Annotated in this window: 15 protein-coding genes; 6 read left to right on the top strand and 9 right to left on the bottom strand. The window is 43.7% G+C overall.

What is annotated here, in order from left to right; all coding sequences use genetic code 11:
* Positions 1-77: 77 nt before the first annotated feature.
* The 3 genes from RJ41_RS07400 (at position 78) to RJ41_RS07390 (ending at position 2,207) form a co-directional block, all read left to right on the top strand.
* Positions 78-734 carry a chalcone isomerase family protein gene (locus RJ41_RS07400; protein WP_039218830.1) on the top strand — a complete coding sequence of 219 codons (657 nt, stop codon included), beginning with the start codon at positions 78-80 and terminating at the stop codon, positions 732-734.
* 60 nt (positions 735-794) lie between these two features.
* Positions 795-1,355 carry a DUF3833 domain-containing protein gene (locus tag RJ41_RS07395; RefSeq protein WP_039218828.1) on the top strand — a complete coding sequence of 187 codons (561 nt, stop codon included), beginning with the start codon at positions 795-797 and terminating at the stop codon, positions 1,353-1,355.
* A 213-nt stretch (positions 1,356-1,568) separates the two neighbouring features.
* Positions 1,569-2,207 carry an RpiB/LacA/LacB family sugar-phosphate isomerase gene (locus RJ41_RS07390; RefSeq protein WP_039218827.1) on the top strand — a complete coding sequence of 213 codons (639 nt, stop codon included), beginning with the start codon at positions 1,569-1,571 and terminating at the stop codon, positions 2,205-2,207.
* Positions 2,208-2,311: 104 nt separating this feature from the next.
* Here the strand turns inward: RJ41_RS07390 and RJ41_RS07385 are convergent, their stop codons facing one another.
* The 3 genes from RJ41_RS07385 to aceK form a co-directional block, all read right to left on the bottom strand.
* Positions 2,312-3,706 carry a HAMP domain-containing sensor histidine kinase gene (locus RJ41_RS07385; protein ID WP_039218825.1) on the bottom strand — a complete coding sequence of 465 codons (1,395 nt, stop codon included), beginning with the start codon at positions 3,704-3,706 and terminating at the stop codon, positions 2,312-2,314.
* Positions 3,703-4,383: a response regulator transcription factor gene (locus RJ41_RS07380; RefSeq protein ID WP_039218823.1), complete on the bottom strand. Its 681-nt coding sequence runs from the start codon at positions 4,381-4,383 to the stop codon at positions 3,703-3,705. The genes RJ41_RS07385 and RJ41_RS07380 overlap by 4 nt, the downstream gene beginning before the upstream one ends.
* A 282-nt stretch (positions 4,384-4,665) precedes the next feature.
* Positions 4,666-6,396: a bifunctional isocitrate dehydrogenase kinase/phosphatase gene (aceK, locus tag RJ41_RS07375; RefSeq protein ID WP_039218819.1), complete on the bottom strand. Its 1,731-nt coding sequence runs from the start codon at positions 6,394-6,396 to the stop codon at positions 4,666-4,668.
* Positions 6,397-6,575: 179 nt separating this feature from the next.
* On the opposite strand from aceK, the gene RJ41_RS07370 reads away from it, so the two are divergent.
* Positions 6,576-6,974 carry a response regulator gene (locus RJ41_RS07370; protein ID WP_039218816.1) on the top strand — a complete coding sequence of 133 codons (399 nt, stop codon included), beginning with the start codon at positions 6,576-6,578 and terminating at the stop codon, positions 6,972-6,974.
* A gap of 86 nt (positions 6,975-7,060) precedes the next feature.
* Here the strand turns inward: RJ41_RS07370 and arsB are convergent, their stop codons facing one another.
* The 6 genes from arsB to RJ41_RS07340 all read right to left on the bottom strand — a co-directional run bounded on the left by arsB (position 7,061) and on the right by RJ41_RS07340 (position 11,516).
* The gene (arsB, locus tag RJ41_RS07365) at positions 7,061-8,089 is read right to left on the bottom strand and encodes an ACR3 family arsenite efflux transporter (protein ID WP_039218814.1); all 1,029 of its coding nucleotides are present in this window, start codon (positions 8,087-8,089) and stop codon (positions 7,061-7,063) included.
* Between the two features lie 11 nt (positions 8,090-8,100).
* A complete protein-coding gene (gene arsH / locus RJ41_RS07360) occupies positions 8,101-8,868 on the bottom strand; it encodes an arsenical resistance protein ArsH (RefSeq protein ID WP_039218811.1) in 768 nt (255 codons plus the stop codon).
* Complete coding sequence (locus RJ41_RS07355; RefSeq protein ID WP_039218808.1) at positions 8,868-9,335, bottom strand: arsenate reductase ArsC; 468 nt, start codon at positions 9,333-9,335, stop codon at positions 8,868-8,870. The genes arsH and RJ41_RS07355 overlap by 1 nt, the downstream gene beginning before the upstream one ends.
* A 130-nt stretch (positions 9,336-9,465) precedes the next feature.
* Positions 9,466-9,819 carry a metalloregulator ArsR/SmtB family transcription factor gene (locus RJ41_RS07350; protein ID WP_156964770.1) on the bottom strand — a complete coding sequence of 118 codons (354 nt, stop codon included), beginning with the start codon at positions 9,817-9,819 and terminating at the stop codon, positions 9,466-9,468.
* A gap of 133 nt (positions 9,820-9,952) precedes the next feature.
* Positions 9,953-10,570 carry a protein-tyrosine phosphatase family protein gene (locus RJ41_RS07345; RefSeq protein WP_039218806.1) on the bottom strand — a complete coding sequence of 206 codons (618 nt, stop codon included), beginning with the start codon at positions 10,568-10,570 and terminating at the stop codon, positions 9,953-9,955.
* Positions 10,571-10,763: 193 nt separating this feature from the next.
* On the bottom strand, positions 10,764-11,516 hold the full coding sequence (locus RJ41_RS07340; RefSeq protein ID WP_039218803.1) for a hypothetical protein: 753 nt from the start codon (positions 11,514-11,516) through the stop codon (positions 10,764-10,766).
* 173 nt (positions 11,517-11,689) lie between these two features.
* On the opposite strand from RJ41_RS07340, the gene RJ41_RS07335 reads away from it, so the two are divergent.
* A complete protein-coding gene (locus RJ41_RS07335) occupies positions 11,690-13,003 on the top strand; it encodes a sensor histidine kinase (RefSeq protein ID WP_039218800.1) in 1,314 nt (437 codons plus the stop codon).
* Positions 13,000-13,644, top strand: coding sequence for a response regulator (locus RJ41_RS07330; protein WP_039218798.1), 645 nt, complete (start codon positions 13,000-13,002; stop codon positions 13,642-13,644). Before RJ41_RS07335 ends, RJ41_RS07330 begins: the two co-directional genes overlap by 4 nt.
* Positions 13,645-13,660: the final 16 nt, after the last annotated feature.

Here is a 13,660-nt window from a genome sequence, read left to right as displayed (position 1 = left end):
TGTGAAGGCAAGAGTATAACCAGATAGAAATTCAATAAAAGACCTGTAATGTTTATTACGCTAATAAGAGCATAGTTATGGTTATCAAAATGTATGGCCTATTTCGCCAGTTGAGAGCTAAATCCTTACCAATGCGCCCAGAAAGTGCCAGTGGTGTGTGGGGATATTCGATGTATAGCGCTAGCGTGGCTGCGAAGATGTTTTCCATCATTCTTTTTGTTTCGATATCAACAAGCGGGCTAATCATGTCAAAGAATGCGGTTGCGCAAGAGCCAGATGTTAAGCACATCAGAAATTATGTTCCCAATGCAAAGCTCGTTGGGAAAGGGATGTTTTCTTACTACTTCTGGGATGTGTATACCGGTGAGCTTTATGCGCCTGAAGGTGAATACGCCAACCAGCCCCCCTTTGCACTAAAGTTAACGTACCAGCGAGACTTGGAAGGCAAGAAAATTGCCCAGCGTTCTATTGATGAAATGAAAAAGCAAGGAGACCTATCGGCTGATGATTCAGACAAGTGGCTTTCCCTAATGAATAGTATCTTTCCTGACGTCAGCGAGGGCGACGTCATTACCGGTATCGCTACGAAAGATGGCACGAGTGTGTTTTACGTGAACGGTGAAAAGGCTGATGAAATTGAAGATAAAGCGTTCACACAGCGTTTTTTTGATATCTGGCTAAGCGATAAAACGTCTGAGCCAAAATTTAGAAAGAAGTTATTGGGAAACGGATAAGGGCAACGCTTTATTAGCAATACGCCAAGTCTATCTCGTCAATTGATTAAGGTTACGAAAGTGATGAAGAATACGGTGAAGTTTGTTTTAGGAATCGGAATTGCCGCTTTAACGGTGGCAGGGCTATCCGGATGCTCTGTTTCAGTCGATGGTGAAGACTACAGGTCTCTATCGCCTGTTTTCGATATTGAGCAATTTTTTGATGGGAACGTTAAAGCCTGGGGCATTGTTCAGAACCGCTCGGGCGAGGTAGTGCAAAGGTTCGTAGTAGACATCGATGGTTCAGTAGATGGCGATACATTAACCCTTGATGAATCCTTTAATTACGGTGTGGGCGACGGTCCAACGTCCCGTACTTGGACCATCGTAAAGCAGAGTGATAATAGCTATGTGGGTCGCGCGAGTGACATTGATGGTCCAGCCAAGGGCACAAGCTTTGGCAACGCATTTAACTTTCATTACGAGATGGATTTGCCGGTGGATGACACTACCTATTCAGTGACGTTTGACGATTGGTTTTGGGCATTTGACGACAGTACTATGATGAACCGTTCGTATATTCGTAAGTTTGGCATTGTGATGGCAGAAGTCACCATATTTATGCAAAAACAAACAGACTAATACGCCATTAACCTCGTTTTTTGAAAAATGCTGGCCAGTAGATTTACTGGTCAGTGAGTTGTTACTCGTCGGCCCTCCATCTTCATATATTTCCGTTTTCGTTTCACATTTGAAACTAATCGACATTTACTTTGGCATTACCCGTGAGGTGGCATTTCGTTCCATGCTAATGTAAGCGTTTAATTCGTTATTTTTCTTTGCTTAGGAGCGTTCATGAAAGTTGCATTGATGATGGAGAACAGTCAGGCGGCTAAGAATCCGGTAATATTAAATGAGCTCACAAGCGTGGCGGACTCACTGGGACACGCTGTATTCAATGTGGGTATGAACAGCGAAACTGATCACCATCTTACCTATGTGCACTTAGGCATAATGGGAGCTATTCTACTCAACTCGAAAGCTGTCGATTTTGTGATTTCAGGCTGTGGTACGGGTCAAGGGGCTATGATGTCGTTGAATGCTCATCCAGGCGTATTTTGCGGTTATTGTATCGACCCTTCAGATGCATTTTTGTTTAACCAAGTTAACAATGGAAATGCGTTAGCGTTACCTTTTGCAAAAGGCTTTGGATGGGGCGCTGAACTTAATGCGCGCTATATCTTTGAGAAAGCGTTAACAGGCGAGCGTAGCGCGGGCTATCCCGTTGAACGCAAAGAACCTCAAGTACGAAACGCTGGTATTCTCGCAGATTTGAAACGTGCATTGGCTCCAAAGAGCTACGTCGATTCACTGAAAAAAATGGACGTTGAACTGGTTAAAACAGCCGTATCTGGCGAGCGTTTCCAGCAATGTCTATTTGACCACGGTCAAGATGAAGAGATTAAAGCGTACGTGAAGTCGCTGTTAGCGTAAGCGACTGGCACAAAGCACAACGTTAAAATGTCGGATAAAAGCGCTGATGCTCAGATAAAAGCTTCAGCGTTTTTTATTTGTCGGCAAATGCAATAGTTCAAAGCTTAACGCTTAAACGTAAATATCACACCTAACCCGTGACCTTTTATAAGCGGGTCGTGGACGAACCAAATATGGCCATCGTGTAGTTTTACGATGGCAGATACGAGCGATAAGCCCAACCCATTTCCCTTACTGGTTCTACTGCCGTCTGCCCGATAAAACCGGCGCTCCAGATTCACAATTTCATGTTCACCCACGCCAATTCCCGCATCGTTCACGGCAATCACGACATGACTTGCTGTGGTAGAGAGCTGCACAGTGACCACACTTTTTTCGTTGGAGTATTTTATGGCGTTGTCTAACACGTTAGCTACAGCTTGAAATAGTAGGTTAGGATCGGCAAACATTGTAACAGCATTGAGCTCGCTCGATAGGGTAATGTCGCGCTCTTCTGCAAGGGGGTGATACAGGTCAACCACGTCCTCTACAATGGCGCGTACGTCAGTGGAACAAAAGCCTTCTTTCTTATTGGTGGTTTCAAGCCCACTTATGCGTAATAAGCTGTTAAACATGTTTAGCAGATTGTCCGCTTCTTGGGTTGTATCTTCCCTTAGTTGATTGTCTTCAATTTTTTCTAGCGTGTTGCGAAGTCGAGATAATGGAGTGCGAAGGTCATGGGCGATGCTATCGGTCACTGATTTTATATTGTTGACTGAACTCTCGATAGTATCGAGCATTTGATTGAACACAAATGACAAACTGCTCAGGTCGTCCCAATTACTGTCAATTTCTAAACGCTCTTGAAGGTTTCCCGTTTTGATAATCTTATCCGCCGTTTGCGACATGCGGTTAATTCGATTAACCACGTAAACAGCTATGGCGAAGCTCAGCACACTCAAGGTACAAAGCAATACCACAATGATCCAGCTGAACGTTTTACCAAACCATTGTGCGCTGTATAAGTCGTCGATGCCACGACCAACATAAAGTACGTGCTCACCAAGCGTCACTTCTCTCACTAACGCCTGACGTAACGTTTTTCTCGTTGTGCTATTCGGGCGTGTGATCACTATTTCGGCGGTGTCAAAACTGACGCCTTTGTGGCGCTCAAGAACAAGGGGTATTGACGACAAATTGCCAGCCACTACCTGTTCGTCTTTACTCAGAGCAACAAATGAACGTAGGTAGTCGGAGGTGATTGTTGAACCATCTAGCGAATGTTTGCCATTGTCTTTGGCTATCGCTAGCTTAACTGCGTCAATACCGAGGTTTTCATAGAGAGTGATAAGCGCGTTTGTTTTGGCATTAACGGCAGCGTTCGATTCCGAAATAAACAAGTCGCTGCTCGTTAATCGCCAAAAATAAACAATTAAAACAATGGCAATACAAGCTAGAGTGGTGAGCAATACGCCTACGCGAAAACTTGAACTACGCGTAAAGTCGCGTATTGCTATCATGCAAGCCCATCCGCTATTCGATACCCTGTGCCTCTTACGGTTTCGATAAGCGGGACATTAAACGCCTTATCCACTTTTTGTCGCAAACGACTAATGTGAACGTCAATCACGTTAGTTTGCGGGTCAAAATGATAATTCCAAACTTGTTCAAGCAGCATGCTTCGTGTGACTACTTTGCCTTTATGACGCAGTAAGCACTCAAGTAATTGAAATTCTTTAGACTGCAGGTCAATCTCCTGATCGCCACGTAATACTTTGCGGTTAACTAAATCGAGCGTGAGATCACCAACCTTAATAAGCGTTTTGTCTTCGCTCTCTTTGTTGCGGCCAGCAAGACCCTCAACGCGTGCAAGCAACTCTTCAAAGGCAAAAGGCTTAGTTAGGTAATCGTTAGCGCCTGTTCTAAGGCCTTTCACTTTGTCTTCAACTTGGCTTTTTGCACTCAATAACAAAACAGGGGTTGTGTTTCCTTCTTCGCGAAGTTTTTCTAAAACAGAAAAACCGTCGAGTTCAGGCAACATCACATCTAAAATTACAGCGTCTAAATCGTTACTGGACGCTTGCTGGTAGCCGGATGTTCCATCACCTACAGTAATACATTCATGCCCTTCACCCAATAGTCCATTTGCAATGTGCGAGGCAACCTTTGGATCATCTTCTACAAGTAGCACTTTCATTATTACGCTTCTTTTGTTTATCTACATTCATACACTTATTTGGCGTTGCTGTCACCAAGGTGTGGCGATTGATTATCAGCAAGCGAAAACAAGCAAACGCAAAGCAAAATCGCTTTCAGATACTTTTACGAGTGTTAAGTAATGAAACGATCACTTTTAAGCTTTTTCGCATGTAGCAACAATTTGGGTAAATATCACAGCCATGTAAGCAGCTTACTAATATTTTGAATTGGACCATGTCAAACTATTGTGGCGACAAGTTGATAACCAAACGCTTTTTCCCTAACCTCTCTCAAAACGCATGCTTGGATTATAGGGGGTAAAGTGCTGAACGTCCCCGCGCGCGCACTTCTTTTGTACTTCATGCCAATACTCTGGTGTCATCAAATCTCCATGCAGCGACTTAAGAATATCTTTGAACTTACGCTTACCTACAATGAAGTGCTCGAACTGTTCGGGGAATACGTCATTAGGCGCTACCGAGAGCGTATCAATAGCATAGGGGTCATCAGATTTTGGCAATGCCCTGAAATTACGTTCGTTCATTAAACAAATTTCATCGTAGTCATAAAATATAACCCGCCCATGACGGGTAATACCGAAATTTTTGTGCAGCATGTCGCCAGGAAATATGTTTGCCATAGCAATTTGCTTAATGCAAAGCCCAAGCTCGTCCAATGCACGCCTGATTTTTTCTTCGTCTGTTTCTTCTTGAAGATACAAGTTAAGCGGCGTCATTTTTCGCTCAATATACATATGTTTGATGATGAGTTCAGATTCTGTGAATTCTAGGCTCGACGCACACGTTTCCTTAAGCTCTTCAATTAGCTCCGCCTCAATTCTATCTAACGGGAATTTGAAGTTTACGTATTCGTGGGTATCAGCCATTCGACCCACACGGTCTGACATTTTTACGAGCTTGTAGCATTCTTTTACATGCTCTCGGGTGATCTTCTTACTTTCAGCAAACTCGTCTTTTATTATCTTAAAAACCACACCATAAGAGGGAAGATGGAAAACCATCATAACTAAGCCACGAATACCGGGCGCTGCTTCGAATTTGTCTTCCGATTCTTCCATGTGCTGTAAGAAATTGCGATAGAAGACCGTTTTACCATGCTTATAGTGTCCCATTGCCATATACAGCTCGAAGTGCTTTTTATTGGGCAATAGCTCTTGAAGGAATGCGGCAACTTCTGCAGGGTTTTGGGTATCAGCCATAAAATAGCTGCGCGCAAATCCGAAAATAACGCTTAAGTCTTTGCGATCGGTCAGCAGTGCATCCACAAACATATGGGGCTCGTTGTACCTGCGCATTGCAATAACAAACGGCAGCGTTTCATCGGGCATGCAAATTCGGCCAATCAAATAAGCGGCTTTGCCTCGGAAAAAAGTAGGTTTTAGTATTTCTACTGCTTGAACACTGGCTAACTGCTCTTTATTCAGTCGTGCGCGAAGCGCTGTTTCAAGGTTTTGTAAGTCTCGTTCAAAGTTTTCAAAGGGAATATTGTAACGATAAATTTTGAATATCGACTCATACATTTCACGCACTGTGGTAGTGGTGTCGAAGCTGTTGACTACTTTGTCTCGGTCTTGGCCCGGTAGAAAGCACCGACTGGGCAGCACGAACATCATGTCGTTGTCGATTTTTCTATGCTTAAACAAGCGGCCAATCACAGAATTATAGAATGTTTCAGCCAGCTCAAACTGCGGGTGGCCCTCAAGCTGTAAAGCAAATACTTTTTTTAGCTCTTGCCAAAACGCATCATCTTTTTGATGCACCTGAGTGAGATGGTAAATTTCAGCGACAGCATCTGATAGGCTTTGTTCATAGATAGTAATCCGCTCTTTGGAAGCTAACTGGGTTTCTTTCCAATCACCCTTTTCGAATCTTTCTTGAGCGCCTCGTGTAATTCGGGTGAACCACCGGTAACTCTTATCGAAATGAGACAAAATCTGATAGGCAACTTTTTTCACCAAGTTTTTGTCTTGGGTCGCAGCTAACTCTTGCATAGGGATGTTTTCCTTTTTTGTTACGCCTTATATCTACCACAAAACATGCTAATAGGAGAGGAGAGTTTGGTGTCGTTATCGAGTAAGTAGCCAATAATCTGATGTTTTTATTATTTTCTTATACTTTCGTTTAATGTATTCTGAAAATGGATTAGTAACCAATTATAAGATTGTGGTTGATGGGTTTTAATATTCTAATTTGTGATGATTCAGCGCTGGCACGTAAAATGGCCAGACGCAGCTTACCTAAAGGGCTTGCTGAGGCTATCTATGAAGTGTCCAATGGTATGGACGCGCTAGAAGTGTTGGGGCATCATACCATCGACCTAGTATTGTTGGATTTAACAATGCCAGTGTTAGGTGGTCTTAGCGTATTAAGTGAAATTAAACGCCGCCAGCTTGAGACGTTTGTTATTGTTATTTCAGGCGACATTCAGCCCATAATGCAAGAAAAAGTGATGTCATTGGGCGCACTGGGTTTTATTGAAAAACCGATTAAAAGCGAAGAGTTAACCTTGGTGTTACAGCGCTTTGGTTTTATTCTTCCTGATACTTATAAAGTACCAATTGCAATTTAGAAAGTGAATTCATAACAAAGGGCGAACCATAGGTTCGCCCTTTGTTGTTTTCCACTATTATCGCTGCTGATTTCTTTCATCATTACTTAGTCAAACCAGTGGCGCGTTTTGTTCGCAAACCACACTAGCGAAAGCATAACGGGCACTTCAACTAATACACCCACCACAGTGGCAAGTGCTGCGCCGCTGTGTAAACCAAATAGTGAAATTGCTACGGCTACCGCCAATTCAAAAAAGTTAGACGTACCAATCATACATGCCGGTGCTGCAACATCATGCGGCAGTTTCATACGTTTTGCCGCAAAGTAAGCAATGGCAAAAATACCGTAAGTTTGTATTAGTAGCGGTATTGCGATAAGCACGATATCTTGCGGCTGCGATAAAATAGTTTCGGCCTGAAGACCAAACAAAATAACAATAGTGAGTAGCAGGCCGATAACTGAAAAGGGTTTGAACTTGCTAACCAATGCATCAACAGCGCCATTTCCTGGCGTGTTATTACTTTTATTTTCCAAGCAACGGCGCGTGATATAACCCGCTACCAGTGGCAATACAACATACAGTGCAACAGAAAGCAGCAGGGTATCCCACGGTACGGCTATATCTGTTACGCCCAGCAGCATGGCGGTAAGCGGTGCAAAGGCAACGACCATAATCAAGTCGTTAATTGATACCTGGACTAACGTGTAGTTAGCATCCCCTTTGGTAAGGTGACTCCACACAAATACCATCGCTGTGCATGGAGCGACGCCCAGTAGGATCATGCCGGCAATGTACTCAGTGGCAGTTTGCGGATCTACCCAGTCGGCAAAAATGCCCTTAAAAAATAGCCAACCCAATAATGCCATCGTGAACGGCTTTATCAGCCAGTTAATCACCAAGGTGAGTACAAGGCCTTTCGGCTTTTTACCCACGTCTTTAATTGAGCCAAAGTCTATTTGTACCATCATTGGGTAAATCATTAGCCAAATAAGTACTGCCACTATTAGGTTTACGTGCGCATATTCCAATGCAGCAATCGAGGCGAATACGCCTGGCATTGTATAGCCCAAGCCCACTCCAGCAACAATACAAAGGCCAACCCACACTGATAAATAACGTTCAAAGAATCCCATTTTTCTTCGCCCTATATGGATTTTTGATTAACACGCTTACTCACTTCTTCTGCGCTTTCAACGCGCTCAGAATAGCGGTCAACGAGAAAGTCTTTGTTGTCGCGGGTGAGCAAAGTAAATTTCACCAACTCTTCAACTACGTCCACAATGCGGTTGTAGTAAGGAGATGGCTTCATGCGACCATCATCTTCAAATTCTAGAAACGCTTTTGCCACAGAAGACTGATTAGGGATGGTTAGCATGCGCATCCAGCGGCCTAAAATGCGCATTTGGTTTACCGCATTAAACGATTGTGAGCCGCCGGAAACCTGCATGATTGCTAGCGTTTTCCCTTGTGTAGGACGCACGCCGCCAAGGCTAAGCGGTACCCAGTCAATCATGCTTTTCATGATGCCAGTCATGCTGCCGTGACGCTCTGGTGAACACCAAATTTGCCCTTCAGACCACATCATAAGCTCACGCAGTTCCTTCACTTTTGGATGTGAGTCATCTGCAGTATCGGGTTGTGGCAATCCACGAGGGTCAAAGATTTTGGCTTCTGCACCAAAATACTCAAGTAATCTTGCCGACTCTTCAATGACCAAACGGCTGTAAGAGCGTTCTCTAAGCGACCCGTAAAGTAACAAAATGCGAGGCTTATGCGCGGAAAACGTCGAGGCAAAATTGGCGATAATGGGCTTGTGCATTTGCTCCATAACCGCGTTATCTGACGGGCTTTGTACCGTTGAGCTTTCTTGGCTACTTGATATATCTTGGTTCATTGATTTACTGTTACCCATTACTGGGCTCCTAACTTTGATAGTGCCTCTTTAAGCGCTGCTTTATCTAAGTTTTTCTCAGCAAGTTCTGCTAATGCCGCTACACGCTTTTCAATAATATCTATGGTGTTGTTGAATGCCTCGGCTTTCTCTTGCTCGCTACCTTCTAACTTTGACGGGTCTTCTAAGCCCCAGTGCACTTTAAGCGATTTACCGAAATAAACAGGGCATGACTCACCCGCCGCTGAATCACAAACGGTGACGACAAGATCAGCGTCAAAATCTTCAAATTCATCCCACGACTGACTTTGAAGCCCGTTTGTATCAAATCCTCGCTCTGCAAGGTATTTAAGAGAAAGAGGGTGTACTTCACCGACAGGCTGGCTGCCCGCACTGCGCGCTTCTACATTACCGTTAGAGGCATTAGTGATGGCTTCGCAAAGAATACTGCGGCAACGGTTGTGCGTACAAATGTATAAAATCTTCATATAAAAACCTTATTTAAATGGCTGATGCTACTTTGAATAGCTATCAAAAAATCAGAAAAGTTAAAAAGTAAGCAGCTTGCAATGTGCTAAGGACAAGGACCTTAGTGATGTACATCAAAGTATGTGAGCGTTAGCAATTCTCGCAGGACAAGTTCGCTAATGGCTCTTCGATGTATGCACTATTATTGGACGCAGTGTTTTTGATAACCTCTAGTGCCCAAGCGGGTAGGTCAGGATGGAGCTGGTAATACACCCATTTGCCCTTACGAGTATCGAGAACTAAACCGCACTTTCGTAAGTCAGCGAGATGGCGTGAAATTTTGGGCTGGCTTAATTGAAGCGCATCAGTAAGGTCGCACACGCATAGCTCACCTTTTAAGCTGAGCATAAGCAGCGTCTTTAAGCGGGTGTCTTCCGACAAGCATTTGAAAAATGTTAAAGGCTTTAACTGCGCAGGTTCACAACAATTAGACATAAAAATCATCACATATGAAATTTCGTATATGATTTATCATATGTGAAATTCCGTATGTGTCAATAACAAATCTGAAATTTCATATGTGTTTGGTAGGGATGAGTGGGGCTTAGACCGCCATTATTCTCGGTAAGCCAGACATTTAGTGGCTTTCAGGAGCGGCAGCCTCGAACGACATCGCTACTTGTTTACCGTTTACCTCATTGTAGTGGGCAATTACCTCGTTCATGAAGGCGAACCATGTTGGATTCGGATGCCAAATAGCCATAAGGTCTTTTTTGGCGGCTTGTTCACCTTCTCCAAGTACGTTAATTCTATATAGATACGTAAACGCAGCGTAATTTAAAAAGTTGGCTAATGTGGGGCCTTCCCAATCCACGGGCACGTTAAAGTAGTCGAGTCCTAATTTTGAGGTAGTTAAGATTTCACTGGTTCTATCCCCTGGGATCAAATCTACAACGTGCGTCACCCCTTTTTCTTTCAGTAAAGAAAGGTGAGAGGCATCGGGTAAGCCCGAAGAGAACATATATGGCGCGTTTTCTTGGTAGTTGGTGAGCGTTGTAAGTGTCGGTTTGGTATTCATTTGCGCTTGGTCACTGGTTTGCGGTGTTGAATTGTCTTCATGATATACGTTCGCATGTGCACTTAAACCTAGCCCTAAACCAATACAGGCCGCACTGACAGCGAGACTACGCTTAGACGTTTGAAATGATAGTGTATCTTTCAATATTTTACGTGCTGCTGAATGGTGCTTTTTCATAATTTAGCGCTCAATGTTTACACTGGTTAATGGTGGCGTTGTTGCCATTTCTTACGTTACACATTTGATGGCTTGTTGTCCAAGTGGCAATGCCACCGTTATGTAAACAGGCCCTAACCGTGGCATTGATAACAACTGCTGAATTGAATTTTTATATATCACTTTTAAGTTTAACTTTTCACTACCTTAGGTTTTAAAGAAGGAGTCCTATACCAGTGCGCACAGATGACTTTGGTTTGTATTTACAGCTAAGCCAGATTGAAAAAGGAACGCCTATAAGAGCAGGTAGAACCCAACTGACAAGTTGCAGTGACGGCGAGCCTTCAAATAATGCGCGTCCTCCAAAGGCAAAAAATGCGGTATATGCACCAATACCAGAGCCAATGATATGCCCAATGTGCTCAGTTACCCACGAACCTGCAACGATGTTTTTTTGATAAACATAGCGCACAATACCAATGGTATTTAACAGTGCAATAGGGGCAAAGATACAAGTTAGCGTGATGCCGTACGTAATACCCTGATACAACGCAATGGAAGCGACGACAAAAAGCAGTACGGGTAGCCATAAATATTCAATTGTGCGCAGCTGCTCAAGATTTTGCTTCACCTTAAGCACCGCTACAGAATGCCTCACGTTGTTCCACACCAACAGGCTTAACATCAGCAAAAAGAGATATTGCCCTCTAAGGTATGCAGTGAAATAAGCAACAGACTCAAAGTGCTCGGGCATTGCCGGGTAGATGACTAGCGGAATAAACAACACCATTGTAGAGCTGATAACGCCACTAATAGACGTAAATAGCATCGCTTTTATATAGTAACCACCAAATTGCTTGTGGGCTTTTCCGCCCTTTCTCGTAAGACTAGGCACCCAAAACAGTAAAAGTGACAGTGCACCCGTTAAAATATGAAGCGTTACTATAAAGCCATGAATCGTTTGCATCTTGCTTTCCTTTGGCAATGAACAAAATTGTAGGCTTATAGTGATAACTTCACGAGATTGACAACAGTGCCAGAAGTCATGAAATAAAAAGTGACTTATGGCCTATGCATTGAACCGTGTTTTTTGTCAAAGTAGCGCTATAAGAACGAAAAGATACAGGTAGTCAAAAACGAATGAAAATCTCAATCCCTGCTCACTGGCGGGTGAACATCGAAGTTGAGCGCGCGTCTGCATGCATTACGTGGTTGTTTGTAAGCGGCTCTGCACTTTACTTCTTGTATCTTCAATACTCATTCATGCATTGGCGAACCCTCTCCGCCATTGCTATTTTTGGCATGCTAGCTGTGACTTTTGTGATTGTCAGTAGGCATGATCACAGTATGCCTTCGTTAAGGCTACCAACGTTATGGACGATGTTTCTATTAGCGGTGCTGTGCCAATTTTTGCTTCCCTATGCCTACCTTGCCATCTTCATTGTTATATGGTCCGCGATTCTTCCTTACTATGTTAATTGGAGAAAGTGCGTCGTGCTTTCAATACCATTGGCTTTGCCAACCATCCTCATCCAAGGGTGGGTGTGGCAAGAGCAGCAAGCTGTCTTAACCGGCGCGCTTTTTTGGACATTTAATTTATTTGCCATGATCATGTCGAACACGGCCATTAAAGAATCGAAAGCGCGTGAAGAAGCCGATGCGCTCAATAGACAATTATTAAGTACTCAGCAATTAATGAAGCAGGCGCTTACTCAAGATGAACGACTGCGTATAGCGCGAAACATTCACGATGTTTTAGGGCATCATTTGACGGCGCTTACCATCAATCTTCAAGTCGCGTCGAGAAAGGCGGATTTATTAGAGAGCACCGAATCGCAAGCCATAAAGCAACACGTTGAGCAGTCCCACAGTATCGCAAAGCTTTTACTCTCTGATGTTAGAGAAGCGATTTCTGATATTCGGGAAAATGCGGCTATCGATTTTTCACTAGCGGTAAACGCACTGATTAAAGACTTGCCTAGGCCGATGGTAAATCTACACATTGACGATGATTTAATGTTAACCAACGTGCGAATTGCCGACTGCCTGTTGCGAAGTATGCAGGAGGCGCTAACTAACGTGATTCGCCATACACACGCGCATTATTTCTCCATCTCACTGACGCATTGCAACGGCGCTTATAACCTACTTATGCAAGACAGTATGGTGCCGCATGCTGCTGATAAGACACTAAGTGGCGAACAACCAAGTAGCATACCGCTTTTCGACAAAGCACCATGTAGCTATTCAGAAGGTGCTTATTCAGAAGGCGCTTATTCAGAAGGCGTTCGAAAGGAAGCAGGGCCAAGCGAATCGGCCACTTCAAGTCTTGTGGTGGCTGGCAATGGCCTTAAAGGAATGCAGGAACGGGTTCATGAGCTAAGTGGAACTATCAGCTGGCAGCAAAACGAACAGGGTTTTCGCATCGCAATTCACATACCGGAGGGCGAATGAAAACACGCCTTATTTTAGTTGAAGATCAAATGCTGGTAAGGGAAGGCATCAAATCACTTTTAGGGCTTGATGATAGCGTTGAAGTTGTTGGCGAATACGAAAATGGTCAGCAGCTTATTGATAGTGAAAACGCTTTAAACTGTGATGTGATATTAATGGATATTCGCATGCCCAAATTATCGGGTATCGATACTTTGCTTGCACTGAGTGATAAAGGGATTAGTACGCCAGTGCTAATGCTCACTACGTTTGACGATCACGAGCTGGTAAACGGTGCTATGCGCGCCGGTGCAAAAGGGTACCTGCTTAAAGATGTATCGCTAGAAACCCTGGTAGACACTATTACACAAATAAAAAATGGCAAAACGCTGATTCAGCCCGCGGTAACCGAAAAAGTATTGCAAGGCTTGAAAGGACTGAACGTAGAATTTGAGTCGTTTGAAAATCCAGAGCCACTTACTGAGAAAGAAGTCGAAATTCTCCATTTGATCGCTGCGGGTTACAGTAATAAAGAAATTGCAGATGCGATGTTCAAATCAACAGGCACCATTAAGAACCAAGTTTCTTCAGTCATGGCAAAGCTTGGTGTACGAGATAGAACGAGGGCAGTGCTCAAGGCGTTAGAGCAGGGGGTATTGTGATCAAAAAAAGGAGAAG

Origin of the sequence: Alteromonas marina (genome assembly GCF_000808575.1) — a bacterium.
Classification (GTDB): domain Bacteria; phylum Pseudomonadota; class Gammaproteobacteria; order Enterobacterales; family Alteromonadaceae; genus Alteromonas; species Alteromonas marina_A.
This window is presented reverse-complemented; position numbering and strand designations above follow the sequence as displayed.